The sequence below is a fragment of the Streptomyces sp. BK208 genome (assembly GCF_004364245.1).
Taxonomy (GTDB): domain Bacteria; phylum Actinomycetota; class Actinomycetes; order Streptomycetales; family Streptomycetaceae; genus Streptomyces.
Genome location: NZ_SOAV01000002.1, coordinates 127,457 through 152,628, shown reverse-complemented (window position 1 = coordinate 152,628; position 25,172 = coordinate 127,457). Strand labels below are relative to the sequence as shown.

The 25,172-nt window shown below is 70.4% G+C and carries 28 protein-coding genes, 1 tRNA gene, 1 pseudogene and 1 riboswitch; of the genes and pseudogenes, 11 read left to right on the top strand and 19 right to left on the bottom strand.

From position 1 onward, the window contains the following. Window positions 1–143: 143 nt before the first annotated feature. On the top strand, window positions 144–1,508 hold the full coding sequence (locus tag EV562_RS05245; protein ID WP_133885484.1) for an SGNH/GDSL hydrolase family protein: 1,365 nt from the start codon (window positions 144–146) through the stop codon (window positions 1,506–1,508). A gap of 301 nt (window positions 1,509–1,809) precedes the next feature. Here EV562_RS05245 and EV562_RS05240 read toward each other — a convergent pair whose 3' ends face one another. The 4 genes from EV562_RS05240 to EV562_RS05225 are packed head-to-tail and all read right to left on the bottom strand — an operon-like array spanning window position 1,810 to window position 5,406. Next, window positions 1,810–2,619: a DUF1707 domain-containing protein gene (locus EV562_RS05240; RefSeq protein ID WP_133885483.1), complete on the bottom strand. Its 810-nt coding sequence runs from the start codon at window positions 2,617–2,619 to the stop codon at window positions 1,810–1,812. Between the two features lie 33 nt (window positions 2,620–2,652). Beyond that, window positions 2,653–3,714 carry an ATP-binding cassette domain-containing protein gene (locus EV562_RS05235; protein ID WP_166661599.1) on the bottom strand — a complete coding sequence of 354 codons (1,062 nt, stop codon included), beginning with the start codon at window positions 3,712–3,714 and terminating at the stop codon, window positions 2,653–2,655. A 32-nt stretch (window positions 3,715–3,746) separates the two neighbouring features. Further along, window positions 3,747–4,598: an ABC transporter permease gene (locus tag EV562_RS05230; protein ID WP_243859992.1), complete on the bottom strand. Its 852-nt coding sequence runs from the start codon at window positions 4,596–4,598 to the stop codon at window positions 3,747–3,749. Window position 4,599: 1 nt separating this feature from the next. Further along, a complete protein-coding gene (locus tag EV562_RS05225) occupies window positions 4,600–5,406 on the bottom strand; it encodes an ABC-2 family transporter protein (RefSeq protein WP_133885481.1) in 807 nt (268 codons plus the stop codon). A gap of 181 nt (window positions 5,407–5,587) precedes the next feature. On the opposite strand from EV562_RS05225, the gene EV562_RS05220 reads away from it, so the two are divergent. After that, window positions 5,588–8,059: a transglycosylase domain-containing protein gene (locus EV562_RS05220; protein WP_208298292.1), complete on the top strand. Its 2,472-nt coding sequence runs from the start codon at window positions 5,588–5,590 to the stop codon at window positions 8,057–8,059. Here the strand turns inward: EV562_RS05220 and EV562_RS05215 are convergent. The 3 genes from EV562_RS05215 to EV562_RS05205 all read right to left on the bottom strand — a co-directional run bounded on the left by EV562_RS05215 (window position 8,053) and on the right by EV562_RS05205 (window position 9,269). Beyond that, entirely contained in the window at window positions 8,053–8,373 is a 321-nt protein-coding gene (locus EV562_RS05215) for an SMR family transporter (RefSeq protein ID WP_133885480.1), read from the bottom strand. The genes EV562_RS05220 and EV562_RS05215 overlap by 7 nt on opposite strands. A 32-nt stretch (window positions 8,374–8,405) precedes the next feature. Then, window positions 8,406–8,473: riboswitch (guanidine-III (ykkC-III) riboswitch) on the bottom strand. Between the two features lie 83 nt (window positions 8,474–8,556). After that, window positions 8,557–8,913: a co-chaperone GroES gene (locus tag EV562_RS05210; protein WP_133885479.1), complete on the bottom strand. Its 357-nt coding sequence runs from the start codon at window positions 8,911–8,913 to the stop codon at window positions 8,557–8,559. A gap of 23 nt (window positions 8,914–8,936) precedes the next feature. Continuing rightward, window positions 8,937–9,269, bottom strand: a complete 333-nt coding sequence (locus EV562_RS05205; protein WP_133885478.1) for a DUF3618 domain-containing protein — start codon at window positions 9,267–9,269, stop codon at window positions 8,937–8,939. A 92-nt stretch (window positions 9,270–9,361) separates the two neighbouring features. On the opposite strand from EV562_RS05205, the gene bcp reads away from it, so the two are divergent. The 4 genes from bcp (at window position 9,362) to EV562_RS05185 (ending at window position 11,362) form a co-directional block, all read left to right on the top strand. Next, window positions 9,362–9,829 carry a thioredoxin-dependent thiol peroxidase gene (bcp, locus tag EV562_RS05200; RefSeq protein WP_133885477.1) on the top strand — a complete coding sequence of 156 codons (468 nt, stop codon included), beginning with the start codon at window positions 9,362–9,364 and terminating at the stop codon, window positions 9,827–9,829. A gap of 131 nt (window positions 9,830–9,960) precedes the next feature. Further along, window positions 9,961–10,605, top strand: coding sequence for an HNH endonuclease signature motif containing protein (locus tag EV562_RS05195; protein ID WP_133885476.1), 645 nt, complete (start codon window positions 9,961–9,963; stop codon window positions 10,603–10,605). Then, window positions 10,602–11,267 (top strand): HNH endonuclease signature motif containing protein, encoded by a 666-nt coding sequence (locus EV562_RS05190; RefSeq protein ID WP_133885475.1) that lies wholly within the window; start codon window positions 10,602–10,604, stop codon window positions 11,265–11,267. The genes EV562_RS05195 and EV562_RS05190 overlap by 4 nt, the downstream gene beginning before the upstream one ends. Before the next feature lie 12 nt (window positions 11,268–11,279). Further along, window positions 11,280–11,362: transfer RNA gene (locus tag EV562_RS05185), tRNA-Leu, on the top strand. A 39-nt stretch (window positions 11,363–11,401) separates the two neighbouring features. Here the strand turns inward: EV562_RS05185 and rdgB are convergent. The 4 genes from rdgB to EV562_RS05165 form a co-directional block, all read right to left on the bottom strand. Beyond that, the gene (gene rdgB / locus EV562_RS05180; protein ID WP_133885474.1) at window positions 11,402–12,004 is read right to left on the bottom strand and encodes an RdgB/HAM1 family non-canonical purine NTP pyrophosphatase; all 603 of its coding nucleotides are present in this window, start codon (window positions 12,002–12,004) and stop codon (window positions 11,402–11,404) included. A 46-nt stretch (window positions 12,005–12,050) separates the two neighbouring features. Then, window positions 12,051–12,455 carry a hypothetical protein gene (locus EV562_RS05175; protein WP_133885473.1) on the bottom strand — a complete coding sequence of 135 codons (405 nt, stop codon included), beginning with the start codon at window positions 12,453–12,455 and terminating at the stop codon, window positions 12,051–12,053. Window positions 12,456–12,629: 174 nt separating this feature from the next. Then, a complete protein-coding gene (gene rph, locus EV562_RS05170; protein WP_133885472.1) occupies window positions 12,630–13,370 on the bottom strand; it encodes a ribonuclease PH in 741 nt (246 codons plus the stop codon). A 131-nt stretch (window positions 13,371–13,501) separates the two neighbouring features. Beyond that, window positions 13,502–13,735, bottom strand: coding sequence for a PTS glucose/sucrose transporter subunit IIB (locus EV562_RS05165; protein WP_102930560.1), 234 nt, complete (start codon window positions 13,733–13,735; stop codon window positions 13,502–13,504). Between the two features lie 179 nt (window positions 13,736–13,914). Here EV562_RS05165 and EV562_RS05160 point away from each other — a divergent pair, with 179 nt between their 5' ends. Next, the gene (locus EV562_RS05160; protein WP_133885471.1) at window positions 13,915–15,210 is read left to right on the top strand and encodes a PTS transporter subunit EIIC; all 1,296 of its coding nucleotides are present in this window, start codon (window positions 13,915–13,917) and stop codon (window positions 15,208–15,210) included. 226 nt (window positions 15,211–15,436) lie between these two features. Then, entirely contained in the window at window positions 15,437–16,687 is a 1,251-nt protein-coding gene (locus EV562_RS05155; protein WP_133885470.1) for a PTS transporter subunit EIIC, read from the top strand. A gap of 71 nt (window positions 16,688–16,758) precedes the next feature. On the opposite strand, the gene EV562_RS05150 is transcribed toward EV562_RS05155, so the two are convergent. Then, a complete protein-coding gene (locus EV562_RS05150) occupies window positions 16,759–17,511 on the bottom strand; it encodes an MBL fold metallo-hydrolase (protein ID WP_133885469.1) in 753 nt (250 codons plus the stop codon). Window positions 17,512–17,715: 204 nt separating this feature from the next. On the opposite strand from EV562_RS05150, the pseudogene EV562_RS05145 reads away from it, so the two are divergent. Then, window positions 17,716–17,850, top strand: a pseudogene (locus tag EV562_RS05145) (type II toxin-antitoxin system PemK/MazF family toxin); the annotation flags it as partial. Window positions 17,851–18,097: 247 nt separating this feature from the next. Here EV562_RS05145 and EV562_RS05140 read toward each other — a convergent pair. From EV562_RS05140 to clpS, 7 genes are all read right to left on the bottom strand, one after another. Continuing rightward, window positions 18,098–19,048 (bottom strand): cysteine synthase, encoded by a 951-nt coding sequence (locus EV562_RS05140; RefSeq protein ID WP_133885467.1) that lies wholly within the window; start codon window positions 19,046–19,048, stop codon window positions 18,098–18,100. 6 nt (window positions 19,049–19,054) lie between these two features. After that, entirely contained in the window at window positions 19,055–19,333 is a 279-nt protein-coding gene (locus EV562_RS05135) for a MoaD/ThiS family protein (protein WP_122619852.1), read from the bottom strand. Between the two features lie 99 nt (window positions 19,334–19,432). Beyond that, the gene (locus tag EV562_RS35970; RefSeq protein ID WP_328657635.1) at window positions 19,433–19,528 is read right to left on the bottom strand and encodes a putative leader peptide; all 96 of its coding nucleotides are present in this window, start codon (window positions 19,526–19,528) and stop codon (window positions 19,433–19,435) included. A 79-nt stretch (window positions 19,529–19,607) separates the two neighbouring features. Then, the gene (locus tag EV562_RS05125) at window positions 19,608–20,030 is read right to left on the bottom strand and encodes a M67 family metallopeptidase (protein ID WP_133885466.1); all 423 of its coding nucleotides are present in this window, start codon (window positions 20,028–20,030) and stop codon (window positions 19,608–19,610) included. Between the two features lie 172 nt (window positions 20,031–20,202). Next, on the bottom strand, window positions 20,203–21,630 hold the full coding sequence (locus tag EV562_RS05120; RefSeq protein ID WP_133885465.1) for an amino acid permease: 1,428 nt from the start codon (window positions 21,628–21,630) through the stop codon (window positions 20,203–20,205). A gap of 414 nt (window positions 21,631–22,044) precedes the next feature. Continuing rightward, window positions 22,045–22,653, bottom strand: coding sequence for a DUF2017 domain-containing protein (locus tag EV562_RS05110; protein ID WP_133885464.1), 609 nt, complete (start codon window positions 22,651–22,653; stop codon window positions 22,045–22,047). 41 nt (window positions 22,654–22,694) lie between these two features. Then, window positions 22,695–23,012, bottom strand: coding sequence for an ATP-dependent Clp protease adapter ClpS (clpS, locus tag EV562_RS05105; RefSeq protein WP_133885463.1), 318 nt, complete (start codon window positions 23,010–23,012; stop codon window positions 22,695–22,697). Window positions 23,013–23,120: 108 nt separating this feature from the next. Between clpS and EV562_RS05100 the strand changes: the two genes are divergently transcribed. Further along, window positions 23,121–24,476 (top strand): nicotinate phosphoribosyltransferase, encoded by a 1,356-nt coding sequence (locus EV562_RS05100; protein ID WP_133885462.1) that lies wholly within the window; start codon window positions 23,121–23,123, stop codon window positions 24,474–24,476. Window positions 24,477–24,584: 108 nt separating this feature from the next. Continuing rightward, the gene (locus EV562_RS05095) at window positions 24,585–25,172 is read left to right on the top strand and encodes a nicotinamidase (protein WP_133885461.1); all 588 of its coding nucleotides are present in this window, start codon (window positions 24,585–24,587) and stop codon (window positions 25,170–25,172) included.

Sequence of the window (25,172 nt, the reverse complement as noted above, 5' to 3'; positions counted from 1 at the left end):
TGGAACGGAACACAAGTTCCCGGCGTCTGTCTCCGAAGGGGGAACGCCCGGGGCTCCTGCGGCACTTCCTCCACCCATGCCGCATGATGGGTTCATCGGACCGGAGCCTCGGAGCTCCCCTCGCCCGAGGAGAACAACACAGCATGACCCGGGTTCGTGACGGGGGTGCGGGGGCACCCCCCACCAAGCACCGTGCCCTGCTCGCGGCGATCGTCACCCTGATAGTGACGATCTCCGCGGCCATATACGCCGGAGCGTCCGCGGACGACGGCGCCCAGGACCACACACCCCGAGCCCAGGCCGGTCTCTCCCGGGGAGAGGCGGCTCCCGCCTCCACGGGCGCCTGGGTGGGCGCCTGGGCCACCGCGCCTGCCGCCGCCGAGCCGGGCACCGAGACGACCGGCATGGCCGGCCGCTCCGTGCGCAACGTCGTCCACACCTCGGTCGGCGGCACCGGCGCCCGCATCACCCTGTCCAACCTGTACGGACAGGCGCCGCTGACGGTCACGCACGCCTCGATCGCCCTGGCCTCGGGCCCCGGCACGGCCGCCGCGATCGCCGACACCATGCGCCGGCTGACCTTCCGCGGCAGCGCCCGGGTGATCATCCCGGCGGGCGGCCAGGTGATGAGCGACACCGCCCGCATCACCATCCCCTACGGGGCGAACGTCCTGGTCACCACGTTCTCGCCGGTCCCGTCCGGGCCGGTGACCTACCACCCGCGGGCCCAGCAGACCAGCTACCTCGCCGACGGCGACCGCACGGCCGACGTCACCGGCGTCGCGTACACCACCCCGACGCCGTTCTGGCGCTATCTGACCGCCCTCGACGTGCTGAGCCACGAGGCCGAGGGCACGGTCGTCGCCTTCGGCGACTCGATCACCGACGGCCTCGGCTCCGAGACCGACGCCGACCACCGCTGGACCGACGTCCTCGCCGAGCGGCTGCACGAGGCGGCCGGCACCGGCCGGGACACACCGCGCTACAGCGTCGTGAACGAGGGCATCAGCGGCAACCGCATCCTGACCGGCAGGGCGGGCCGGCCCGCCGACAACCCGAGCGGGCTGAGCCGGTTCCGCCGGGACGTGCTGGAACGCACCAACCCCAAGGTCGTCGTCGTCCTCCTCGGCGTCAACGACATCCTGCACAGCCCGGAACTCGCCGACCGCGACGGCATCCTCACCGGCCTGCACACCCTCGTCGGCCAGGCGCACGCCCGGGGACTCAAGGTCGTCGGAGGGACGATCACGCCGTTCGGCGGCAGCAGCCGCGACACCAAGGCTCGCGAGACCATGCGGCAGCAGGTCAACGGGGAGATCCGGGCGGGCCGGGTCTTCGACGAGGTCGTCGACTTCGACAAGGCCCTGCGCGACGCCTACGACCCGCGCCGCCTGCGCTCCGACTACGACAGCGGCGACCACCTGCACCCCAGCGACAAGGGCTACGCCCGCATGGGCGACACCCTCGACCTGGACGCGCTCAAGGGCGCGGCACCGGTCAGGGCGTAGGACGACCGGGGCGAGCGCACGCCCACCGGACCTAGCGCACGCCCACCGGACCTAGCGCACGCCCGCCGGTCCGAGCGGCAGGTCCGCCGGCCCGCCCGCGGCACAGGACGACCGGTCGGCGCGCGCAGGGCCCACTGAGGCCGTGCGCAGGGCACGGCGCAAGAACGGCCGGGCCGAGCGCACAGGACCACCGGTCCGGGCGGGGCGCAGGACGGGCCCGGTCGCGGCACAGGACCACCACCGGTCCGCGCGCACAGGACCACCGAGCCCGAGCCCGGTCCCGGGCCCGGCGCGGTGGTGGTCAGGTGTCCCGGCGGCGCTCCCTCTCCCGCTCCAGGTCCCGCTCCCGGGACCAGTCGGTGCCGTGCAGGTCGTGGTGGCGGGAGGGGCCCAGCTCACGGCGGTCGGAGCCGTGGACCGGACGGTCGCGGCCCCTCTCCTGGCGGCGCTCCAGCTTCTCCTGGCGGCGCTCCTCCCTCAGCCGCTGCCGCTCCGCCCGCGTCACCTTGCGCTCGACGCCGACGCCACCCCAGAACGCGAAGCCCGTCACGATCACGCGCGGGGCGCCGGGGTCCCCCGGGACGCCCTCCTCGCGGTGGTCGAAGCCGCCCATGATGCCGATGCCGCGCACGATCACCTCGACACCCGGCGGCACGACCACGTTCACGCCGCCCATGATCGCGACGCAGTTGATCACGACCTCGTCGGCCGAGAAGTCCGCCTCCCGCAGGTCGATGTCCCCGCCGCCCCAGAACGCGAAGGAGTTGAACCGCCTCGGCACCGTCCAGCGCCCCTTGCGCTGGAAGCCGGACATCACGGCGACCGCCCAGGTCGACGACCCCTCACGGCCGGTGATCCGGCCCGCCCAGCCCTCGCCCCGCTCGGGCTCCTTCGTCATCGACACCCGCGGCGCCCGGGCCACCGTGCCGACCGGCAGGTCACGGGTGATCGGCGCCAGCTCCCCGTACGTCCGCGCCTTGTACGTGGCGTCCAGCCGCTCCTCGAACTCGGTCATGTCCAGGCGTCCCTCGGCGAGGGCCTCGCGCAGCACCTCGGCGACTCGTTCGCGGTCGGCGTCGGATGCGCGCAGTTCCCGGGCGTCGTCGGTCATGGACAGCAGCCTACGAGGTCACCGCGCCGGGCACTACGCGCCCGCGCGTTCCGCGTACATCTTCGCGATCACCGACTCGATGTCGGGCTCCCGCACCGACAGGTCCACCAGCGGATACTCCGCCGCGATCCGCGCCACCAGACCCGCCGCCGACGCCGACGCCGGGAAGGCCAGCCACTGCCGCGGCCCCTCCACCCGCACCACCCGGGCCGGCTCCGGCGCCTCGATCGGCGGCAACTCCCGCTCCAGGTCCACCACCAGGGTGCGCTCGCTCTCCCCCGCCTCGTGCAGGCCGGCCAGCGGACCGTCGTACATCAGCCGCCCGTGGTCGATCACCATCACGCGCGAGCACAGCTGCTCGATGTCCTGCAGGTCGTGCGTGGTCAGCAGCACCGTCGTACCCCGCTCCGCGTTCAAGTCCCGCAGGAAACCCCGCACCTTGGCCTTCGACACCACGTCGAGCCCGATGGTCGGCTCGTCCAGGTACAGCACCTCCGGGTCGTGCAGCAGCGCCGCCGCGACGTCGCCGCGCATCCGCTGGCCCAGCGAGAGCTGCCGCACCGGCACGTCCAGCAGCTCCTGGAGCTGGAGCAGTTCCACACAGCGGTCCAGGTTCTCCCGGTAACGGGCGTCCGGGATGCGGTACATGCGGTGCATCAGCCGGTAGGAGTCGATCAGCGGCAGGTCCCACCACAGCGTCGTCCGCTGCCCGAAGACCACCCCGATGCGGTGCGCCAGCCGGACCCGCTCCCGGGACGGGTCGATCCCGGCCACCCGCAGCCGGCCTCCGCTCGGCGTCAGGATGCCGGTGAGCATCTTGATCGTCGTCGACTTCCCGGCGCCGTTCGGGCCGATGTAACCGACCATCTCCCCCCGCGCCACCGTGAACGACAGCCCGTCCACGGCCCGCACCCGCCGCCGCTCCCGCTTCAGGAAGCCCGTCTTCTTGCGCACGTCGAAGACCTTCTCGACCCCGTCCAGCTCGATGAACGCCCCGGCGCCCCGCTCCGCCACCGTCGCGGTCCCCGCTTCCGGCACCGGCGCGGGCACCGACACCGGTGCCGGTCCCCGTGCCGGTTCCGTCGTCTCCGCCATCTCCGGCCTCCCCGCCGTCTCGGCCATCTCCGTCAGCTCCCCGTGCTCCGGTACGAACGCAGGCCCGCCCGCCAGACGAGCCCCGCCGCCGCACAGCAGGCCACCGCCACCAGCGGCGTCGTGAACGCCGCCCACCCGGGCAGGTCCAGCGGATACGGCCGCCCCAGCACATGACTCGCCGGCAGCCAGTTCACGAACGCCAGCGGCACCACGAACGTCACCCCGCGCACCAGGTCCAGCGCGAACACGGCCGGCGGATACTGCAGCAGCGTCGTACCGCCGTACGTGAAGGCGTTGGCCACCTCCGAGGCGTCCTGCGCCACGAACTGGAACGCCCCCGCCGCCACGAACACCGCGCAGAAGATCCCCGCCCCGCCGACCAGCATCAGCGGCATCAGCAGCAGCTTCGCCACCGTCCAGTCGACGTCGACGACCACCAGCGCGTACCCCAGCACCAGCAGCCCCTGCGTCACCCGGCCGAGCCTGCGCAGCGCGAACCGGTCCGCCGCCACCTGCGCCAGCACCGGCGCCGGACGCACCAGCAGCGTGTCCAGCGTGCCGTCGCGCACCCGCCGCCCCAGCCGGTCCATGGAACCGATCGCCAGGTCGGCCAGCCCGAACGACACCCCTGACAGCCCGTACAGGAACGCCACCTCGGGCAGGGACCAGCCGCCCAGCGCGTCCACCCGGGAGAACATCAGCAGGATCGCCACGAAGTCCAGCGCGTTCATCGCGAAGTTGCCGAACGCCGTCAGCACGAACGACGTGCGGTAGGCCATCGTCGACCTGATCCACATCCCGGCGATCAGCCCGTACGCGCGCAGTCCCTCGGCCACCCGGCCGCGCCGCACCTCCCGCCCGGCGACCTCGGCGGCCCCGGCGATCTCAGCCACCCTGGACCACCACCCGGCGCGTCGCCGCCGCCTGCACCAGCCGGCCCAGCGCCAGCAGCGCCACCGCCCAGCCCGCCTGGAACAGGTACGTCCCCAGTGGATCCGCCTCCCCCAGCAGCACGTCCGCCGGCGCCTGGAGCAGCGACGACCACGGCAGCGCCCGCACCACCTCGCCCAGCGCCCCCGGGAACACGTTCAGCGGCAGCAGCATCCCCGAACAGAACAGCCCCGCCAGCCACGCCATCTGCGTCACCCCCGTGCCGTCGAGCAGCCAGAACGCCGAGAGCGCCACCAGATAGCGCAGCGCGAAACCCACCAGCATCGCCAGCACCAGTGTCACCAGGAACGCCAGCCACACGGACACCTCCCGCGGCAGCGCCACCGGAAAGACCAGCGCCCCGAACACGAACGGCACCACTCCGCGGCCCAGGAACTGGAACAGCGCCCGCCCCACGTCCGCGGCCAGCCACCACAGCTGGAGATCGGCGGGCCGGTACAGGTCGACGGCGACATCACCCGTACGGATGCGCTCCATCAACTCGTCCTCGGCGCCGCCGCCCCCGATCGCCAGCGCCGCGAGCAACGCCTGCCCCAGCCACACGAACGTGACGGCCTGCGCCTGGTCGTACCCTCCGAGGTGCGGGTTCTCGTCCCACAGGGCCAGATAGGTGTACACCAGGATCAAGCCGAAGACCGTGTTGGTGAACACCCCGGCAGCGGTGGCCGCCCGATACGTCGCGTACCGTCGGAATTCCCCCGCAGCGACGGCCACGTACAACCGCCCCGAGCCCGCACCCACGACCCTCCCCCTCCGACCGGCACCGAAGCGCAGGAGCCTAGTGCGACCGCGACCACCCGTGCCACGGAATTTCACGGGTGTGCCGTCGAGTGGGAACGGAACGCTCGGTGCGAGAGTCTTCATCAGAAGAACTCAGACGTTCTGAAAACCGTACGAAGTGAAACAGGAGTCCGTGCACGAGATGAGCGACGAGCCGCAGCCGCAGCAGCCGCACCCGGGCTGGGCGCAGAAAGAGCCCCAGGCGGCCGGCGAGGGACCGACGGGGGGACCCGGAGCACCGGGCACGTCGGGCGCACCGGCCGACTCCGGGAAGGCGAAGAAGCCCAGGCGTCCGCGGCGCACCGGATGGCGCCGGCTGATCCCCACCTGGCGCATCGTGCTGAGCACCGTCGTCGTCGGGCTCCTGCTGATCGTCGGCGGCTTCTTCCTCGGCTACCAGCTCGTGCAGATCCCCCCGGCCAACGCGCTCGCCACCAAGCAGTCCAACGTCTACCTGTACGCCGACGGCAGCGTCCTCGCCCGCGACGGCGAGGTCAACCGCGAGAGCGTCGGCCTCGCCCGGATCTCCAAGGACGCCCAGCACGCCGTCCTCGCCGCCGAGGACCGCGACTTCTACACCGAGTCCGCCATCGACCCCGGGGCGATGGTCCGGGCCGGCTGGAACACCGCCACCGGCAAGGGCAAGCAGTCCGGCTCCACGATCACCCAGCAGTACGTCAAGAACTACTACCTGGGCCAGGAGCAGACCGTCACCCGCAAGGTGAAGGAGTTCTTCATCTCGATCAAGCTCGACCGCGAGAAGAGCAAGAGCGAGATCCTCGAGGGCTACCTCAACACCAGCTTCTTCGGCCGCGGCGCCTACGGCATCCAGGCCGCCGCCCAGGCCTACTTCGGCACCGACGCCAAGGACCTCACCGCCGCCCAGGGCGCCTACCTCGCCTCCCTGCTCAACGCCCCCAGCCAGTACGACGTCGTCGCCCACCCCGAGAACCGGCCCGCCGCCGAGGCCCGCTGGAAGTACGTCATGAACGGCATGGTTGACAAGGGCTGGCTCAGCCCCGCCGACCGTGCCGCCGCCACGTTCCCCAAGCCCAAGCAGTCCACGGTCTCCACCAACATGTCCGGACAGCGCGGCTACGTCGTCAACATCGTCAAGTCGTACCTGACCGAGAACGGCATCGTCGACGAGGAGGAACTCGGCCGCGGCGGCTACCGCATCACCACCACCCTGCAGAAGGACAAGCAGGACGCCTTCGTCAAGGCCGTCGACGACAAGCTGATCTCCCAGCTCGACAAGAAGGAACGCAAGGTCGACACCTACGTCCGCGCCGGCGGCGCCTCCGTCGACCCGAAGACCGGCAAGGTCGTCGCGATGTACAACGGCATCGACTACGTCAAGCAGTACACACCCAACGCCGTCCGCCGCGACTTCCAGGTCGGCTCCACCTTCAAGCCCTTCGTCTTCACGTCCGCCGTCGAGAACCACTCCGAGACGCAGGACGGCCGCACCATCAACCCCAACACCCGCTACGACGGCACCAGCGAACGCCCCGTCCAGGGCTGGAGCGGCGGCCGCTACGCCCCCGAGAACGAGGACCACCACGACTACGGCCACGTCACCGTCCGCGAGGCCACCGACAAGTCCGTCAACGCCGTGTACGCCCAGATGGCCGTCGACGTCGGCTCCGACAAGGTCAAGCAGACCGCGATCGACCTCGGACTCTCCAAGAACACCCCCGAACTGACCCCCTCCCCCTCCATCGCCCTCGGCGTCGCCACCGCCAGCCCCCTCGACATGGCCCAGGCCTACGCGACCATCGCCAACCACGGCAGGCACAGCACGTACACGCTGGTCGAGCAGGTCATGAAGGACGGCAAGCAGGAGGTCGAGCTGCCGCAGCGGCGCGAACACCAGGCCGTCAGCCGCGAATCCGCCGACACCACCACCTCGGTGCTGCGCAGCGTCGTCGAGAAGGGCACCGCCACCGCCGCCCAGGCCGCCGGCCGCCCCGCCGCGGGCAAGACCGGCACCGCCGAGGAGGACACGGCCGCCTGGTTCGCCGGCTACACCCCCGACCTCGCCACCGTCGTCGCCGTCATGGGCCAGGACCCGAAGACCGCCGCCCACAAGCCCCTGTACGGCGCCATGGGCCTCGCCCGGATCAACGGCGGCGGCGCGCCCGCCGAGATCTGGAGCCAGTACACCCGCAACGCCCTGAAGGGCGAGCCGGTCGCCGACTTCGACCTCCGGCTCCAGGACGGCGCCGACGTCACCGCGCCCCCCAGCGGCGACGCCTCGGACGAACCCGGCGACGGCGACGAGAGCGGCAGCAGCGACCCGGACGACCAGCCCACCGGCGACGAGGACGGCTCCGGCACCGACACCCCCGGCGACTCCGGGGGCAGCACCCCGCCCGGCGACTCCGGCGGCCACGAGTCCGGCCCCCCGTCGACCGGCGGCGGCACCCCCTCCACCGGCGGCCCCAGCACCGAACCGGGCCCCACCGGCGGCGGCGACTCGGGCGGCGACGACTCGTCGAACGGCGGCACGGGACCGGGCGGCGGCGGGGACACGACCGGCGCCGGCGGCGGCGACTCGGACACCACCGCGGGCACGGTCGCCGGCCTCCCCGCCACGCCCCGGCGTCAGTGACCCGAGGTCGCCTTCAGACCCACCACGGCGACCAGCAGCAGACAGATGAAGAAGATCCGGGCGGCGGTGGCCGGCTCACCCAGCACCACCATGCCGAGCACCGCCGCCCCGGCCGCGCCGATCCCCACCCACACGCCGTAGGCGGTGCCGATGGGCAGCGTCCGGGCCGCGTACGACAGCAGCAGCATGCTCGCGACGATCCCGGCACCCGTGAACACGCTCGGCCACAGCCGCGTGAAACCCTCGGTGTACTTCATCCCGATCGACCAGCCGACCTCGAGCAGACCGGCGACGACGAGCAGAACCCACGCCATGACAGGCACCTCCGTGAAACGAACTGAACGGTGGTGCGTCGTCTTTTCCTTCAGCCCGGTACGGCGCGTCTCGTCGGGGTGCTTCCCAAGGTAGCAAAGACAGCGGAAAGGGCCCGGTGACACCGGTCACCAGGCCCTACCGCGCTACTGCGCTACCGCGCTACTGCGCTACTGCGCTACTGCCTACAGGTACAGCCCGGTGGAGTCCTCCGACCCCTCGAACCGGTCCGCGGCCACGGCGTGCAGGTCACGCTCGCGCATGAGCACGTAGCCCACGCCCCGCACCTCGACCTCCGCACGGTCCTCCGGGTCGTACAGCACCCGGTCCCCCGGCTCCACGGTCCGTACGTTCTGCCCGACCGCGACGACCTCCGCCCACGCCAGCCGCTTGCCGACGGCCGCCGTCGCGGGGATCAGGATGCCGCCCCCGGAACGCCGCTCGCCCTCACCGGTGTCCTGCCGCACGAGCACGCGGTCGTGCAGCATCCGGATGGGCAGCTTGTCGTCCTGGGGACCGTGCTCGTTCTTCTTGGCGCTCACGCCCTGAACCTACCCGCCCCCGCTCAGCGCTTCCGCCGCCGGGTGCCGCTCAGGGCCAGCAGCCCCACGACCCCGGCCACGACCAGCGCGGCCGGCAGGACCCGCTCCATCCGCGGAGAGCCCTGCTCGTCCACGAACCGCGCCTTCACGTCGCTGACCACGCGATTGGCCTGGACGTACGCCCGCCCCAGCGTGTGATCGACGCTGGAGGCCACCTTGGCCTTCGCGTCGTCGACGAGCGTCTTGGGATGCACCCGCATCCCGAGCTCGTCGAGCGTCTCGGCCAGCACCTCGCGGCGGCGCTTGATGTCCGCCTCGATCTGCGCCGGGGTTCTGATGTCCGACGTGTCCGCCACCGTACGCCTCCGCAGTCTTCCGACACTGTCCCGGACAGTCTGTCAGCTACTTCCCTCTCCGCACTGTCAGGACCCCCCGTTACGCTGACCCGATGAGCGAGCGACTCCAGCCCGGGGACCTGGCCCCGGCCTTCACCCTCCAGGACGCCGACGGCAACGAGGTGTCCCTGTCCGACCACAAGGGCCGGAAGGTCATCGTCTACTTCTACCCTGCGGCGCTTACCCCCGGCTGCACCAAGCAGGCCTGCGACTTCACGGACAACCTGGAGCTGCTGGCCGGCGCCGGGTACGACGTGCTCGGCATCTCCCCGGACAAGCCCGAGAAGCTGGCCAAGTTCCGCGAGACCGAGTCCCTCAAGGTCACCCTCCTCGCCGACCCGGACAAGAAGGTCCTCGACGCGTACGGCGCCTTCGGCGAGAAGAAGAACTACGGCAAGACCTACATGGGCGTCATCCGCTCCACGATCGTCGTGGACGAGGAGGGCAAGGTCGAACGCGCGCTGTACAACGTCCGCGCGACGGGCCACGTAGCCAAGATCATCAAGGACCTCGGCATCTGAGTCCCCTTTCGGCGGGGCCCGTACCGAAGCTTTCCGGTACGGGCCCTTCCGCATGCCGTGCGTGACTGTCCGATAACCGGTTCGTTACTCCGTACGAGACCGCGAACACGCGGCCGGGACGGAGGGGACCGATGGGGGCGAGTGCGTACACGCGAGAGCGCCTGGACGAGGCGGCTCGGGGGGCGCGGACGTTGTCGGAGGCGTTGGTGCGGCTGGGGGTGGATCCGAAGAGTCCTACGCGTCGGTATGTGCTGGGGCGGATGAAAAAGCTCGGGGTGGATGTGTCCCACTTCCAGCGGGAGGGGGTGAAGTGGACCAGAGAGGTCCTTCAGGAAGCCGTGTCGGCCTCGAGCAACATGTGTGAGGTGCTGCGGCATCTCGGCCTGGAAGTGGTCGGCGGACACCACACGCACATCAGCCGCCGGATCAAGGCCTACGACATCGACATCTCGCACTTCCGGATGCCGACCCGGAAGGGCAGACCCCGGCGCCCCCGGACACCGGAAGGGGTACTCGTCGAGCAACTGCCCTCTCAGGCCCGGCGCATCCCGAGCGACCGCCTCAAGTGGGCCATGACGGCCACGGGCACGCCGGAGCAGTGCGCGCTTTGCGGCACCGGAACCGCCTGGCGCGGGCGCCCGCTCCCCCTGGAGGTCGACCACATCGACGGCGACTGGCGGGACAACCGCATCAAGAACCTCCGCCTCCTCTGCCCCAACTGCCACTCGACGACTGACAATTACCGGGGACGCGGTAAAAGGCGTACTGACTCATGAGCAACGGGGTGCGGTACACCCGCGATCGGCTGACAGAGGCCGCCGCGCAGTGTTCCAGCGTCGACGAGGTGATCGCCTTCTTCGGCACCCGGCCGTACGGCCAACTCCGTCGATACCTCACGAGACGGTTCACCTACTACGGCATCGACATCTCGCACTTCGTGCCCTCTGGCAGGCTCCCCCGCCCCAGCGCCGAAGATCTGCGTGCAGCAGCCGCCGAGTCCGTCTCGATCGCTGGACTACTTCGCCGACTGAGGCGCCCGGACAGCGCAGCCCAGCGCGCCCTGTTGCGACAGTGGCTCACTGAAGAGCGCGTCTCGACGGCTCACTTCCTCGGCCAGGCGCATCAGCGAGGCGGGGCGGGCACGACGCCCCTGAAGCCTGCCGAGGACATCCTGGTCACGCACGACGCCAAGCGCCGGACGAAGACAGTCCTGCTGCGTCGAGCGCTTCGCGAGATCGGCGTGGCCGAGGAGTGTGCGGAGTGCGGCACCGGACCCGAATGGCTCGGAAAGCCGATGACACTGGAAGTCGACCACATCAACGGGGACTGGAGCGACGACCGGCCTGCGAACCTGAGGCTGCTCTGCCCGAACTGCCACGCCGCCACGGACACCTGGTGCCGCGGAGGCCGCAGTAGGCAAGTGGCTGGCGACCGGTAGCATGGCCGCAATGCGGCCGTTGCTGAATGGTATAAGCAGAGGTTTTAGGTGCCTCGGGGCATTTGCCCATGTGGGTTCGACTCCCATCGGCCGCACCCACGACGAGGGCCGTCCACCTGGACGGCCCTCACGCTTCAGCCCAGCAGCTCCCGTACCACCGGTACCAGTGCCCGGAACGCCTTGCCTCGGTGGCTGATCGCGTTCTTCTCGGCCGCCGTCAGTTCCGCGCAGGTCCGGGTCTCGCCGTCCGGCTGGAGGATCGGGTCGTAGCCGAAGCCGCCCGTGCCGGCGGGCTCGTGGCGGAGGGTGCCCCGCAGCTGTCCCTCGACCACCCTCTCCGTGCCGTCGGGGAGGGCCAGGGCCGCCGAGCAGGCGAAGTACGCGCCCCGGTGTTCGTCGGCGATGTCGCCGATCTGGGCGAGGAGGAGGTCGAGGTTGGCCCGGTCGTCGCCGTGGCGGCCCGCCCAGCGGGCGGAGAAGATGCCCGGCGCGCCGTTCAGGACGTCGACGCAGAGGCCGGAGTCGTCGGCGACGGCGGGGAGGCCGGTGGCCTGGGCGAGGGCGTGGGCCTTGAGCAGGGCGTTCTCGGCGAAGGTGACGCCGGTTTCCTTGACGTCGGGGATGTGCGGGTAGGCGTCCGCGCCGACGAGGTCGTGGGGCAGGCCCGCGTCGGCGAGGATGGCCCTCAGTTCGGTGATCTTTCCGGCGTTGCGGGTGGCGAGGATCAGGCGGCTCATGCGTCCAGTATCGCGGGCGCCCCGGGGTCCTCCGGCACCCGCTCCGCTACGGCGTGCAGACCTTGGTCAGCTCGCCCGCCGCGTCGGTGACGGGGCTGAGGTCGGGGGTCTTGTCGCCGTTCTCCACGGAGGTGCGGACGTTGTCCACGGCCTTGCCGAGGTCGTCGACGGCCTTGTTCACGTCGGCGTTGTCGGTCTGGTCGCCGATGTTGTCGAGGTTCTTGTCGATGGAGTCGAGGGACTCCTCCCACTGGGTGGGGTCGGACGTGTTCTCCACCGCCTGCTGGAGTTCGGTGACGCTGTCGGCTATCCCGTCGGCCGTGCGTACGCAGTCGAGGGCCTTGTCGACGGCGTCGCAGCCGGTGGTGAGGCCGGCCGTCAGGGCGATGGCCGCCGCGGTGGCGACGGCGGTGGCGGTGCGGCGAAGGCTGCGGTGACGGCTCGCGGCCATGGCTCTCGGTCCTCCCCTTGGGACAGGGCCGGGCGGCCCGTGTGCGGTGCGGCGTCGGGCGTACGGCAAGGTCTGCTGCCGTACGCCCGTGGTGCTGTACTGCTAGGGACGCGCCTGCGGCGGGCCGAGTTGCGTGTCCGGCCGCCTTTCCTTGAGGTGCCCTTGGTGCTCCCTTTACCTTTCGAGGGCCGTGTCGAGTGCCGCGCGCTGGAGTGCGGCGAGTTCGGTGCAGCCGGCGGTGGCGAGGTCGAGCAGGGTGTTGAGTTCCTCGCGGGCGAAGGGCTCGGCCTCGGCGGTGCCCTGGACCTCGACGAAGCGGCCGTCGCCGGTGCAGACGACGTTCATGTCGGTGTCGGCGCGGACGTCTTCCTCGTAGCGCAGGTCGAGGAGGGGGGTGCCGTCGACGATGCCGACGGAGACGGCGGAGACGGTGCCGGTGAGCGGCTTGCGGCTGGGCTTGATCAGCTTCCTGGTGTGCTGGGCCCAGGTGATGGCGTCGGCGAGGGCGACGTAGGCGCCGGTGATGGCGGCTGTGCGGGTGCCGCCGTCGGCCTGGAGGACGTCGCAGTCGAGGACGACGGTGTTCTCGCCGAGTGCCTTGTAGTCGATGACGGCGCGCAGGGACCGGCCGATGAGGCGGCTGATCTCGTGGGTGCGGCCGCCGATGCGGCCCTTGACGGACTCGCGGTCGCCGCGGGTGTTGGTGGCGCGGGGGAGCATGGCGTATTCGGCGGTGACCCAGCCTTCGCCGCTGCCCTTGCGCCAGCGGGGGACGCCTTCGGTGACGGAGGCGTTGCAGAGGACCTTGGTGTCGCCGAAGGAGACGAGGACGGAGCCTTCGGCGTGCTTGCTCCAGCCGCGTTCGATGGTGACGGGGCGGAGCTGCTGGGGGGTGCGGCCGTCGATGCGTGACATGCGGGTGAGCCTAGCGGCCCATGGGGAAGGGGCCGTCCTCGCGGTGGAGGAGGCCCCTTGCCGGTGATGCGGTGATGCGGTGTGAGCGGTGGGTGCGGCGGACCGCTGGTTCACCGGCTCGCTTCACCGGCTCACATCATGTCTTCGATCTCCGCGGCGATCGGGTCGGCGTCGGTGCCGATGACGACCTGGATGGCGGTGCCCATCTTGACGACGCCGTGGGCGCCGGCGGCCTTGAGGGCGGCTTCGTTGACCAGGTCCGGGTCGTTGACCTCGGTACGGAGTCGGGTGATGCAGCCTTCGATCTCGTCGATGTTCTCGATGCCGCCGAGGCCGGCGACGATCTTCTCAGCCTTGCTGGCCATGTTCATTCTCCCTGATCCGAGCCGCTTTGTCGCAGTAACCCACAGTTGGCCCATCTTCGCGAGCCATCGTGCGCTCGGTCGCGAATGATGGCGTCACGACGGCGGAGCCGTCCGTCAACTGGTCTACACCAGTGTACCGGCGGCCGGGTCGGGCCGGACCGAGACCGGAGGGAGACCGGATGAGCGCCGACAGCGCGGTCAGTCCCGCTCGCGCCCGTTGGAACACGGCGTTCCAAGGGTTGCAGAAGATGGGCCGCTCCCTCCAGTTGCCCATCGCGGTGCTGCCCGCCGCCGGCATCCTCAACCGGCTGGGGCAGCCGGACGTGTTCGGGGACGACGGTCTGGGCTGGACGAACGTCTCGAAGGTGATGACGGGCGCGGGCGGTGCGCTGCTCGACGGGGCGCTGGGGCTGCCGCTGCTGTTCTGTGTGGGCGTGGCCATCGGGATGGCGAAGAAGGCCGACGGTTCGACGGCGCTGGCGGCGGTGGCGGGGTTCCTCGTCTACTACAACGTGCTGCGGCAGTTCCCGGAGGACTGTCCGGAGGGGTCGAAGGCGGTGCCGCAGGTCGGTTGCCAGGTGACCGACGGTTCGGGCGAGGTGACGGCGTTCGTCTTCCAGAACCCGGGGGTCTTCGGCGGCATCGTGATGGGGTTGCTGACGGCGTACTTCTGGCGGCGGTTCCACCGGACGAAGCTGGTGGACTGGCTGGGCTTCTTCAACGGGCGCCGGCTGGTGCCGATCATCATGGCGTTCCTGGCGATCGTGTTCGCGGCGCTGTGTCTGTGGGTGTGGCCGCCGATCGGTGACGCGCTGGAGAGTTTCAGCGACTGGATGACCGGGATCGGCGCGTGGGGTTCGGGTGTGTTCGGGCTGGCGAACCGGGCGCTGCTGGTGATCGGGCTGCACCAGTTCCTGAACGTGCCGATGTGGTTCCAGTTCGGTTCGTACACGAAGCCGGACGGCACGGTGGTGCACGGCGACATCAACATGTTCCTGGCGGGTGATCCGGACGCGGGCCAGTTCACGACGGGTTTCTTCCCGATCATGATGTTCGCGCTGCCGGCGGCGGCGCTGGCGATCACGCACTGCGCCAAGCCGCACCGGCGCAAGGAGGTCGGCGGCCTGATGCTGTCGGTGGCGCTGACGTCGTTCGTGACCGGGATCACGGAGCCGCTGGAGTACTCGTTCCTGTTCATCGCTCCCGTGCTGTACGCGGTGCACGCGGTGCTGACGGGTGTGTCGATGGCGGTGACGTGGGCGCTGGGAGTGAAGGACGGGTTCAGCTTCTCGGCGGGGCTGATCGACTACGTCATCAACTGGAACCTGGCGACGAAGCCGTGGCTGATCATTCCGATCGGTCTGGTCTTCGCGGCGGTGTACTACACGGTCTTCCGGTTCGCGATCACGAAGTTCGATCTGAAGACTCCGGGACGGGAGCCCGAGGACGAGGTGGAGGACGTCACCAAGGTGTAGACCACTTCCGTCCTCACGTACCCTTTGAGGGTGGTCTCGCGAAGGCCCCCGGACCGTCGGTCCGGGGGCCTTCTCCGCGCCCTCCCACGCCTGTGAGCAGGGGACTTGGGCGGGTACTGCGCGTAGCGGTCCGGTCGCGGAATCGCGGGTTCCTTACGCGGCCTTCATCGTGCTACAACAGGTCTACACCACTGAGTGGTGTAGACCACCACCCGATGGAGGAAGTATGAGCACCGCCACCGACAAGGCGGCCCCCGCAAAGAAGCGGGGATCTGGTCTTTTGCAGGGGTTGCAGAAGGTAGGACGCAGCCTGCAGCTCCCGATCGCCGTGCTGCCGGCGGCGGGCATCATGGTCCGGCTCGGCCAGGACGACATCTTCGGCAAGGACGGTCTCGGCTGGGACAAGGTCGCCGCCGTCTTCAACAACGCGGGTGGTGCCCTCACCGGCTCGCTGCCGATCCTGTTCTGCATAGGCGTGGCCATCGGCTTCGCCAAGAAGGCCGATGGCTCGACCGCACTGGCCGCGGTGGTCGGCTTCCTCGTCTACAGCAAGGTGCTCGAGGCCTTCCCGGTCACCGAGGCGGTGGTCCAGAAGGGCGAGGACGTCGCCGCGACGTACAACGACCCGGGTGTGCTCGGCGGCATCATCATGGGTCTGCTGGCCGCCGTGCTGTGGCAGCGGTTCCACCGGACCAAGCTGGTGGACTGGCTCGGCTTCTTCAACGGCCGCCGCCTGGTGCCGATCATCATGGCGTTCGTCGGGATCGTCGTCGGTGTGTTCTTCGGTCTGGTCTGGGAGCCCATCGGCGACGGCATCTCGAACTTCGGCGAGTGGATGACCAGCCTCGGCTCCGGCGGCGCGGCGCTGTTCGGCGGCGTGAACCGCGCGCTGATCCCGGTCGGCATGCACCAGTTCGTGAACACGGTGGCCTGGTTCCAGCTCGGTGACTTCACGGACGCGGCCGGTCAGGCCTGGCAGGGCGACATCCCGCGCTTCCTGCACGGCGACCCCTCCGCGGGCATGTACCAGTCGGGCTTCTTCCCGATCATGATGTTCGGCCTGCCGGCGGCCGCCCTGGCCATGGCCCACACCGCCCGCCCGGAGCGCCGCAAGGCCGTCCTCGGCATGATGGTCTCGCTCGCGCTGACCTCGTTCGTCACCGGTGTGACCGAGCCGATCGAGTTCTCCTTCATGTTCATCGCGCCGGTCCTGTACGTCATCCACGCGGTCCTCACCGCCGCCTCGATGGCGATCACCTGGGGACTGGGCGTCCATGACGGCTTCAACTTCTCGGCCGGCTTCATCGATTACGCCCTGAACTGGAGCCTGGCCACCAAGCCATGGATGATCATTCCGATCGGTCTGGTCTTCGCGGTCGTCTACTACGTGCTCTTCCGCTTCGCGATCGTCAAGTTCGACCTGAAGACCCCGGGCCGCGAGCCCGAGGAGGAGATCGAGGACCTCACCAAGGCGTGAGCCCCTGCCGTACGGCACGACGAAGGCCCCGGAACCGTGCAGGTTCCGGGGCCTTCGCGCGTGTGCGGGGCTCAGATCTCGTACACCGCGCCCGCCGTGGCGACCTCCACGGTCCCGTCGTAGACCTCGCGCGCGTCGGCGCGGTTGACCTCGGGGTCGGTCCACGGGGGGATGTGGGTGAGCACCAGGCGCCGGGCACCGGCGCGGGTGGCGCTCTCGCCCGCCTCGCGCCCGTTCAGGTGCAGGTCGGGGATGCTCTCCTTGCCGTGCGTGAAGGCGGCCTCGCACAGGAACAGGTCGGTGTCGCGGGCCAGTTCGTCCAGCACGGGGGTGACGCCCGTGTCGCCGGAGTACGTCAGTGAGCGGCCGCCGTGCTCGATGCGGATGGCGTAGGCCTCCACGGGGTGGGCGACGCGCTCGGTGTGCACGGTGAACGGGCCGACCTCGAACGTGGAGGGCTTGACCGTGTGGAAGTCGAACACCTCGCTCATGGACGAGGCGGAGGGGGTGTCGGCGTAGGCGGTGGTCAGCCGGTGCTCGGTGCCCTCGGGTCCGTAGACCGGGAGCGGGGCGCAGCGGCCGCCGTCGTGCCGGTAGTAGCGCGCGACGAAGTAGGCGCACATGTCGATGCAGTGGTCGGCGTGCAGGTGGCTGAGGAAGATCGCGTCGAGGTCGTAGAGACCGCAGTGGCGCTGCAGCTCGCCGAGGGCTCCGTTGCCCATGTCGAGGAGCAGCCGGAAGCCGTCGGCCTCGACGAGGTAGCTCGAGCAGGCCGATTCCGCGGACGGGAACGACCCCGAGCAGCCGACGACGGTGAGCTTCATGAAGCAGAAACCTCCGCTGGCGCGTGTGGAGAGACGGGGGTCGTGCGGTTCGTCGAGCGTAAGGCGCGAAACCGGTGGTCGCTCCTCCGCCAGGGGCCGTTGTGGGCGAACTCACCTGTGGGATCACCGGTTCGGCTGGACGTCGGGAGCGCGGGGCCACGGAGGGGGCGCGCGGTGACGGCGTGCGCCGGTACGGTCGACGGTATGGACACGTCCTGGTGGCTCGTCTTCGCGGCGGTGGTGCCGCTCGCGCTCGTCGCCACGGTCGTCGACGGCTGGGGCAGGGGGCGCCGGCCTCGCGGCGGGAAGCGCCGGCCCGGGGGCCGCCGGGGCGGGCGCGGGCGGGACGAGCGGGGGCCCGGGGGCTGACGCTCTACGGCGTTGCGGGCGACCCGGGGACTGACGCCCTACGGCGTCGCAGGAGAGCCGGGGACTGACGTCCTACGGCGTCGCAGGAGACCCGGGGGCTGACGCCTTACGGCGGGCGCGGGAGTCCCGTGCCTTCCGGCGGTGTGCGCGGGCCCGGAACGACGCCCGTGGCGTGCGCGGGTGTCCCGCGCCCCACGGCGGGGCGCGGGAGGAGGCGTCAGGCCCAGAGCTGGCCGTGGAGGGTTTCGATGGCCGCCTCGGTCGTCTCGGCGGTGTAGACGCCCGTCGAGAGGTACTTCCAGCCGCCGTCGGCGACGACGAACACGATGTCCGCGCTCTCGCCGGCCTTGACGGCCTTCTTCCCCACGCCGATCGCGGCGTGCAGCGCGGCGCCGGTGGAGACGCCCGCGAAGATGCCCTCCTGCTGGAGCAGCTCGCGGGTTCGGGTGACCGCGTCGGCGGAGCCCACGGAGAAGCGGGTGGTGAGGACGGAGGCGTCGTACAGCTCGGGCACGAAGCCCTCGTCGAGGTTGCGCAGGCCGTACACGAGGTCGTCGTAGCGCGGTTCGGCGGCGACGATCTTGACGTCCGGCTTGTGCTCGCGCAGGAAGCGGCCGACGCCCATCAGCGTCCCCGTCGTCCCGAGGCCGGCGACGAAGTGGGTGATCGAGGGCAGGTCGGCGAGGATCTCGGGGCCGGTGCCGGCGTAGTGGGCGCCGGCGTTGTCCGGGTTGCCGTACTGGTAGAGCATCACCCAGTCCGGGTGCTCGGCGGAGAGTTCCTTGGCGACCCGTACGGCGGTGTTGGAGCCGCCCGCGGCCGGGGAGGAGATGATCTCCGCGCCCCACATGGCGAGCAGGTCCCGGCGTTCCTGGGAGGTGTTCTCGGGCATCACGCAGACGATGCGGTAGCCCTTGAGCTTGGCGGCCATGGCCAGGGAGATGCCGGTGTTGCCGCTGGTGGGCTCGAGGATCGTGCAGCCCTTGGTGAGGCGGCCGTCCTTCTCCGCCTGCTCGATCATGTGCAGCGCGGGGCGGTCCTTGATGGAGCCGGTGGGATTGCGGTCCTCCAGCTTGGCCCAGATGCGGACGTCGTCGGACGGCGACAGCCGCGGCAGGCGCACCAGAGGGGTGTTGCCCACCGCGGCCAGCGGGGAGTCGTAACGCATCGGCGATCAGGCCATGCCGCCGGCGACGGCCGGCAGGATCGTGATGCTGTCGCCGTCGGACAGCTTGGTGTCGATGCCGTCGAGGAAGCGGACGTCCTCGTCGTTCAGGTAGACGTTGACGAACCGGCGGAGCTGCTCGCCGTCGACGATGCGGGCCTGGATGCCCGTGTGCCGGGTCTCGAGGTCGGCGAAGAGCTTGGCGAGGGTGTCCCCGTTGCCCTCCACCGCCTTCTGGCCGTCGGTGTACTGGCGGAGGATGGTCGGGATGCGGACCTCGATGGCCATGGCTGAGTGCTCCTGTCGGAAGTGTGTCGTGGGTTCGTGGGGCGCGCGGCGGCACGCGTCGGCCCGCCGCGGCTCACGGCCGTCCGGCGGCGACGAAGATCAACAGATGGCGCTTTTCAGCCTGCACAGGTCGACGTGCAGCCGCGCCACGAGCAGCGTGCCCGGCGCCTTGTCGCTCACGTCGAGAAGAACCATGGGCTCATCGTATCGATTCCCGGTCCGGCTTCCGGAGTGTGATCTCACCTGATGGACCCTTTTCGTCCACCCACTGGGATCAGTAGGTTTCGACGACCTTGACCTCCTCCTCCGTGACCTCACCCTCCACGATGCGGAACGAGCGGAACTGGAACTCGCCGACGCCGTCGGTGTCCGCGGTGGAGACGAGGACGTAGTGGGCGCCGGGCTCGTTGGCGTAGGTGATGTCGGTGCGGGAGGGGTGGGCCTCGGTCGCGGTGTGGGAGTGGTAGATGACCACCGGCTCCTCGTCGCGGTCGTCCATCTCGCGGTAGAGCTTGAGGAGGTCCTGCGAGTCGAACTCGTAGAAGGTGGGCGAGCGGGCGGCGTTGAGCATGGGGATGAACCGCTCGGGCCGTCCCTCGCCGACGGGGCCGGCCACCACGCCGCACGCCTCGTCGGGGTGGTCCTCGCGCGCGTGGGCGACGATCTGGTCGTACAGGGCCTGGGAGATGGTCAGCATGCGGCCAGGATAAGCAGACGGGCCCTTGCGTACCGGTGGGTGGTACGCAAGGGCCCGTATGCCGGACATCCTGAGCGGTGGCCGTGGGGACGCCACGAGCGTCCCCGGGTGGCCGGATGTCCTGGATGCGCGCGAAGGCGCTGGTCAGCCGGTCCGCGCGGCGGTCGGTGCGTCAGCCGATCTTCTCGAGCTCCGGCTCGCCGGGCCGCTCGGTGATCTGCGGGTTGCGGCTCTTGAGCACCGCCCAGCCGATGCCGAGGGCGGCGGCCCAGCCGGCCATCACGTAGAGGCAGACGCGGGCGTCGGCGTCGTAGGCGATCAGGCAGGTGACGAAGAGCAGGAAGGCGATGGCGATGTAGGAGCACACCGACCCGCCCGGCGCCGGGAAGGAGGAGGCGGGCAGCCGGCCCGCGACCACCTTGCGGCGGTACATGACGTGGCTGACCAGGATCATCAGCCAGGTCCAGATGCCGGCGGCGGTGGCGACGGAGGTGACGTAGCCGAACGCCTTCTCGGGGACGAGGTAGTTCAGGACCACGCCGATGGCCATGAAGACGACCGAGACGGCGATGCCGATGGCCGGGGTCTTCGTCGAGGACAGCTTGTTGAAGACCCTGGGGGCCTCGCCGTTGTCCGCGAGGGTGCGCAGCATGCGGCCGGTGGAGTACATGCCGGAGTTGCAGGAGGACAGGGCGGCGGTGAGCACGACGAAGTTGACGATGCCGGCGCCGGCCGGGATGCCGATGACCGAGAAGGCCTTCACGAAGGGGCTGACCCCCTCGGCGAACTCGGTCCACTTGACCACCGCCAGGATGACGGTGAGGGCGCCGACGTAGAAGAGGGCGATCCGCCAGGGCAGGGTGTTGATCGCCTTGGGGAGCGTCTTCTCCGGGTTCTCGGACTCGCCGGCGGTGACGCCGACCAGCTCGACGGCGAGGTAGGCGAACATGACGCCCTGGAGGGTCATCAGGGACGAGCCGATGCCCTTGGGGAAGAAGCCGTCGAACTCCCACAGGTTGGAGACGGCGGCGGTGTCGCCGGCCTGGCTGAAGCCCAAGGTGAGGACGCCGATGCCGATGACGATCATGCCGATGATGGCGGTGACCTTGACCATCGAGAACCAGAACTCGATCTCGCCGAAGAGCTTCACCGAGATCAGGTTGGCCACGAACAGCAGGACCAGGAAGACCAGGGCGGAGACCCATTGCGGGATGCCCGGGAACCAGTAGTGGATGTAGATCGCGGCGGCGGTGAGTTCCGCCATGCCGGTGACCACCCACATCAGCCAGTACGTCCAGCCGGTGAAGTAACCGAAGAAGGGGCCCAGGAATTCGCGTGAGTACTCGGCGAAGGAGCCGGAGACGGGTCGGTAGAGGAGCAGCTCGCCGAGCGCCCGCATGATGAAGAAGATGATCACACCCGCGAGGGCGTACATGAGGATGATGCTGGGGCCGGCCTTGGCGATGTTGGCCCCGGCGCCCAGGAAGAGACCGACGCCGATGGCGCCGCCGATCGCGATCATCTGGACCTGGCGGCTGTTGAGACCGCGCTCGTAGCCCTCCTCGGGGGCCTTGTCCGTGTCGACCTGCGCAGAGGTCATGTGTGGTGCGCCTTTCTCCATGCCGACCCGGACCTTCTCTCGGCCTCGGATCGGGTCTCGATCCCCCCGGATGATGGAGCTGAGCGGGCCTCACATCCCGCTCGGTGCCTGGCCGGCGGTCTGCCGGCTCGGTGGCGCACCCGGCCGAACATTCGGGTGGTGTTCGCCGGGCGGTCGTGAAGATTTACCACGACCGCGACGCTGATCACAGGGGCGGATTGTGACGTGTCACACAGGGAGAAGCGGACAAAACACGCACCGATGGAGCAAAAAGGGCACAGCTTTGACGGGATCGTTATCCGGATTTGAGGCTCCGCTGAGCGGACACGGAACGTGGCCGGCCGGTCCCGCTCGGGACACGGCCGCGCACCCGCACGGCCGCGCCCGGACCGCGGGCGCGCACCGGCGCGGCCGTCAGGCCATGAGCGTCGCGACGAGCGACTCCTGGAGCCCGCCGAGCCACAGGTAGGCCATCACCATGGGCTTGCGCGGGTCCTCGTCCGGGAGCCGGTAGAGCAGGTCGGTGTCGTCCTCGTCGGCGATCTCCAGGCGGGAGCCGATCGCCAGGCGCAGGTCGTTGAGGGCGCCGAGCCACTGCCGGGACTCGTCAGCCGACAGCTTCAGCACCGCCCCGTCCTCGCCTGCGGACTGTGCGGCCACCGCGTCCAGGCCGCGGATCACCGCGAGGGCGCTCTCCCGCTTGCCGGCCCGCAGGTCGTTCTCGGTGTAGCGGCGGAACTCGGCGGAGTGCGCCCGCTGCTCCTCGGCCTCCTGGGCCTGCGGGGTGCCCTCGGGGTCGCCGTAGGCGTCCGGGAACAGGCGGCGCAGCACCGGGTCGGAGGGCGGCTCGCTGGGGCCCTCGGCGAACAGCTCGGCCAGCGGGTCGTCGGAGGCGCCCTCGGCCGGGCCCGGTCCGATCAGCTCCAGGAGCTGCACGGCCAGGGAGCGGATGATGGAGATCTCGACGTCGTCGAGCGCGACGGCCGCGCCGCCGCCGGGGAGCGGTTCGAATTGTCCGGGCATGAAGGCGATTCAGCTGCTTCCGTCCTGCGGGCGGGCGTGGGTCATTTCCGGTCCTGCTGGAGGGTGGCCCACAGGCCGTAGCCGTGCATGGCCTGTACGTCCCGTTCCATCTCCTCCCGGCTGCCGCTGGAGACGACCGCCCGGCCCTTGTGGTGGACGTCCATCATGAGCTTGGTGGCCTTGTCCTTCGAGTAGCCGAAGTACGTCTGGAAGACGTAGGTCACGTAGCTCATGAGGTTGACGGGATCGTTGTGCACGATCGTCACCCAGGGCACGTCGGGTTCGGGTACGGCGAAGACCTCCTCCGCCGACTCGGTCTTCTCGATCTCCATGGGTGCGGCTGCCGTCACATGGCCCATGCTGCCACTCCAGGGGGGCGCCCGCACAAACGGGCCTGTGGCGGGGGCCACGCGGACCGGGCGGACATCGAAATCGTCAGAGTGACGAAATGGGGGTACGATCCTCGTATGAACACAGCGGACCTTGGGCTGCCGGTGGACGTCCCCTCGACGGCACTCTTCACGGACCAGTACGAGCTGACCATGCTGCGGGCAGCGCTGAAAGCCGGTACGGCCGGGCGGCGCAGCGTGTTCGAGGTCTTCACCAGGCGGCTGCCCGACGGGCGGCGCTACGGCGTCGTCGCGGGCACCGGGCGGGTGCTGGACGCGGTGGAGAACTTCCGCTTCGACGCGGACGTCCTGCGCTTCCTGCGCGAGAAGGACATCGTCGACGGGGAGACGCTGGACTATCTGGCCCAGTACCGCTTCAGCGGGGACATCTGGGGCTACCCCGAGGGCGAGGTGTACTTCCCCGGGTCCCCGATCATGCGGGTGGAGGGCACTTTCGGCGAGTGCGTGCTGCTGGAGACGGTGATCCTGTCCATCCTCAACCACGACTCGGCGATCGCGGCCGCCGCCTCCCGCATGTCGTCGGCCGCCGGTGACCGGCCGCTGATCGAGATGGGCGCCCGCCGCACCCACGAGCTGGCCGCCGTCGCCGCGGCCCGCTCGGCCTACGTCGGCGGCTTCGCCACCACCTCCGACCTGGCCGCGGGCTTCCGCTACAACATCCCCACCGTCGGCACCTCCGCCCACGCCTTCACCCTGCTGCACGACGACGAGCGGGACGCCTTCCGCGCCCAGGTGGACGCACTGGGCCGGGACACGACGCTGCTGGTGGACACCTACGACGTCGCCGAGGCCGTCCGTACCGCAGTGGAGGTCGCCGGGCCCGAGCTGGGCGCGGTGCGCATCGACTCCGGCGACCTGCTGCTGGTCGCCCACCGGGTGCGCCAGCAGCTGGACGAGCTGGGCGCCACCGACACGAAGATCGTCGTGACCTCGGACCTGGACGAGTACGCGATCGCCTCGCTGGCGGCGGCGCCGGTGGACGCGTACGGCGTCGGCACCCAGCTGGTGACCGGCTCGGGGCACCCGACGGCCTCGATGGTCTACAAGCTGGTCGCCCGTGCCGGATCCGGCCGCCCCGACGACGCCGCGGCGCCGCTGGTGCCGGTGGCCAAGAAGTCCAGCGGGGGCAAGACCTCGGTCGGCGGCCGCAAGTGGGCCGCGCGGCGCCTGGACGCGCACGGGTACGCCGAGGCCGAGGTGGTCGGTACCGGTCCGGTGCCCGCGGCCCTCGCCGACCGGCAGCTCCTGGTCGAGCTGGTCAAGGGCGGCGAGGTCGTCGCCCGTGAGCCGCTGGACGCCGCCCGGGACCGGCACGCGGCCGCCCGCGCCAACCTTCCGCTGTCCGCCACCCAGCTCTCCCGAGGGGAACCCGTCATTCCGACGGAGTACGTGCACGGGGGCTCGGGTAGCTAAGCCTGGTGCGGGGCCACAAGGACCGGATCAGCCCCGTACCACCCGCACGAACCAGCCCCGTCCGTACCGCGCCGACCCCACCGCCCACCCAGTCGAAGGACCCCGACCATGCGCCGCGCCTTGATCGTCGTAGACGTGCAGAACGACTTCTGCGAGGGAGGCAGCCTCGCGGTGTCCGGCGGCGCCGACGTGGCCGCCGCCATCACCGAGCTGATCGGGCAGGCGCCCGCCGGCTACCGCCACGTGGTGGCCACCCGCGACCACCACATCGCGCCCGGCGGCCACTTCGCCGACAACCCGGACTACGTCCACTCCTGGCCCGCGCACTGCGTCGCCGGCACCGAGGGGGTCGGCTTCCACCCGAACTTCGCGCCCGCCGTCGCCTCCGGCGCGATAGACGCCGTCTTCGACAAGGGGGCCTACTCGGCCGCCTACAGCGGCTTCGAGGGCACCGACGAGAACGGCACGGGGCTCGCCGAGTGGCTGCGGTCCCGGCAGATCGACGAGGTCGACGTCGTGGGCATCGCCACCGACCACTGCGTGCGGGCCACCGCCCTGGACGCCGCCCGGGAGGGCTTCCGCACGCAGGTGCTGCTCGACCTGACCGCCGGGGTGGCCGTGGGCACCACCGAGCGGGCGCTGGAGGAGCTGCGGCAGGCGGGCGTGGAGCTGTCCGGGAAGCCGGTCGTGCAGTAG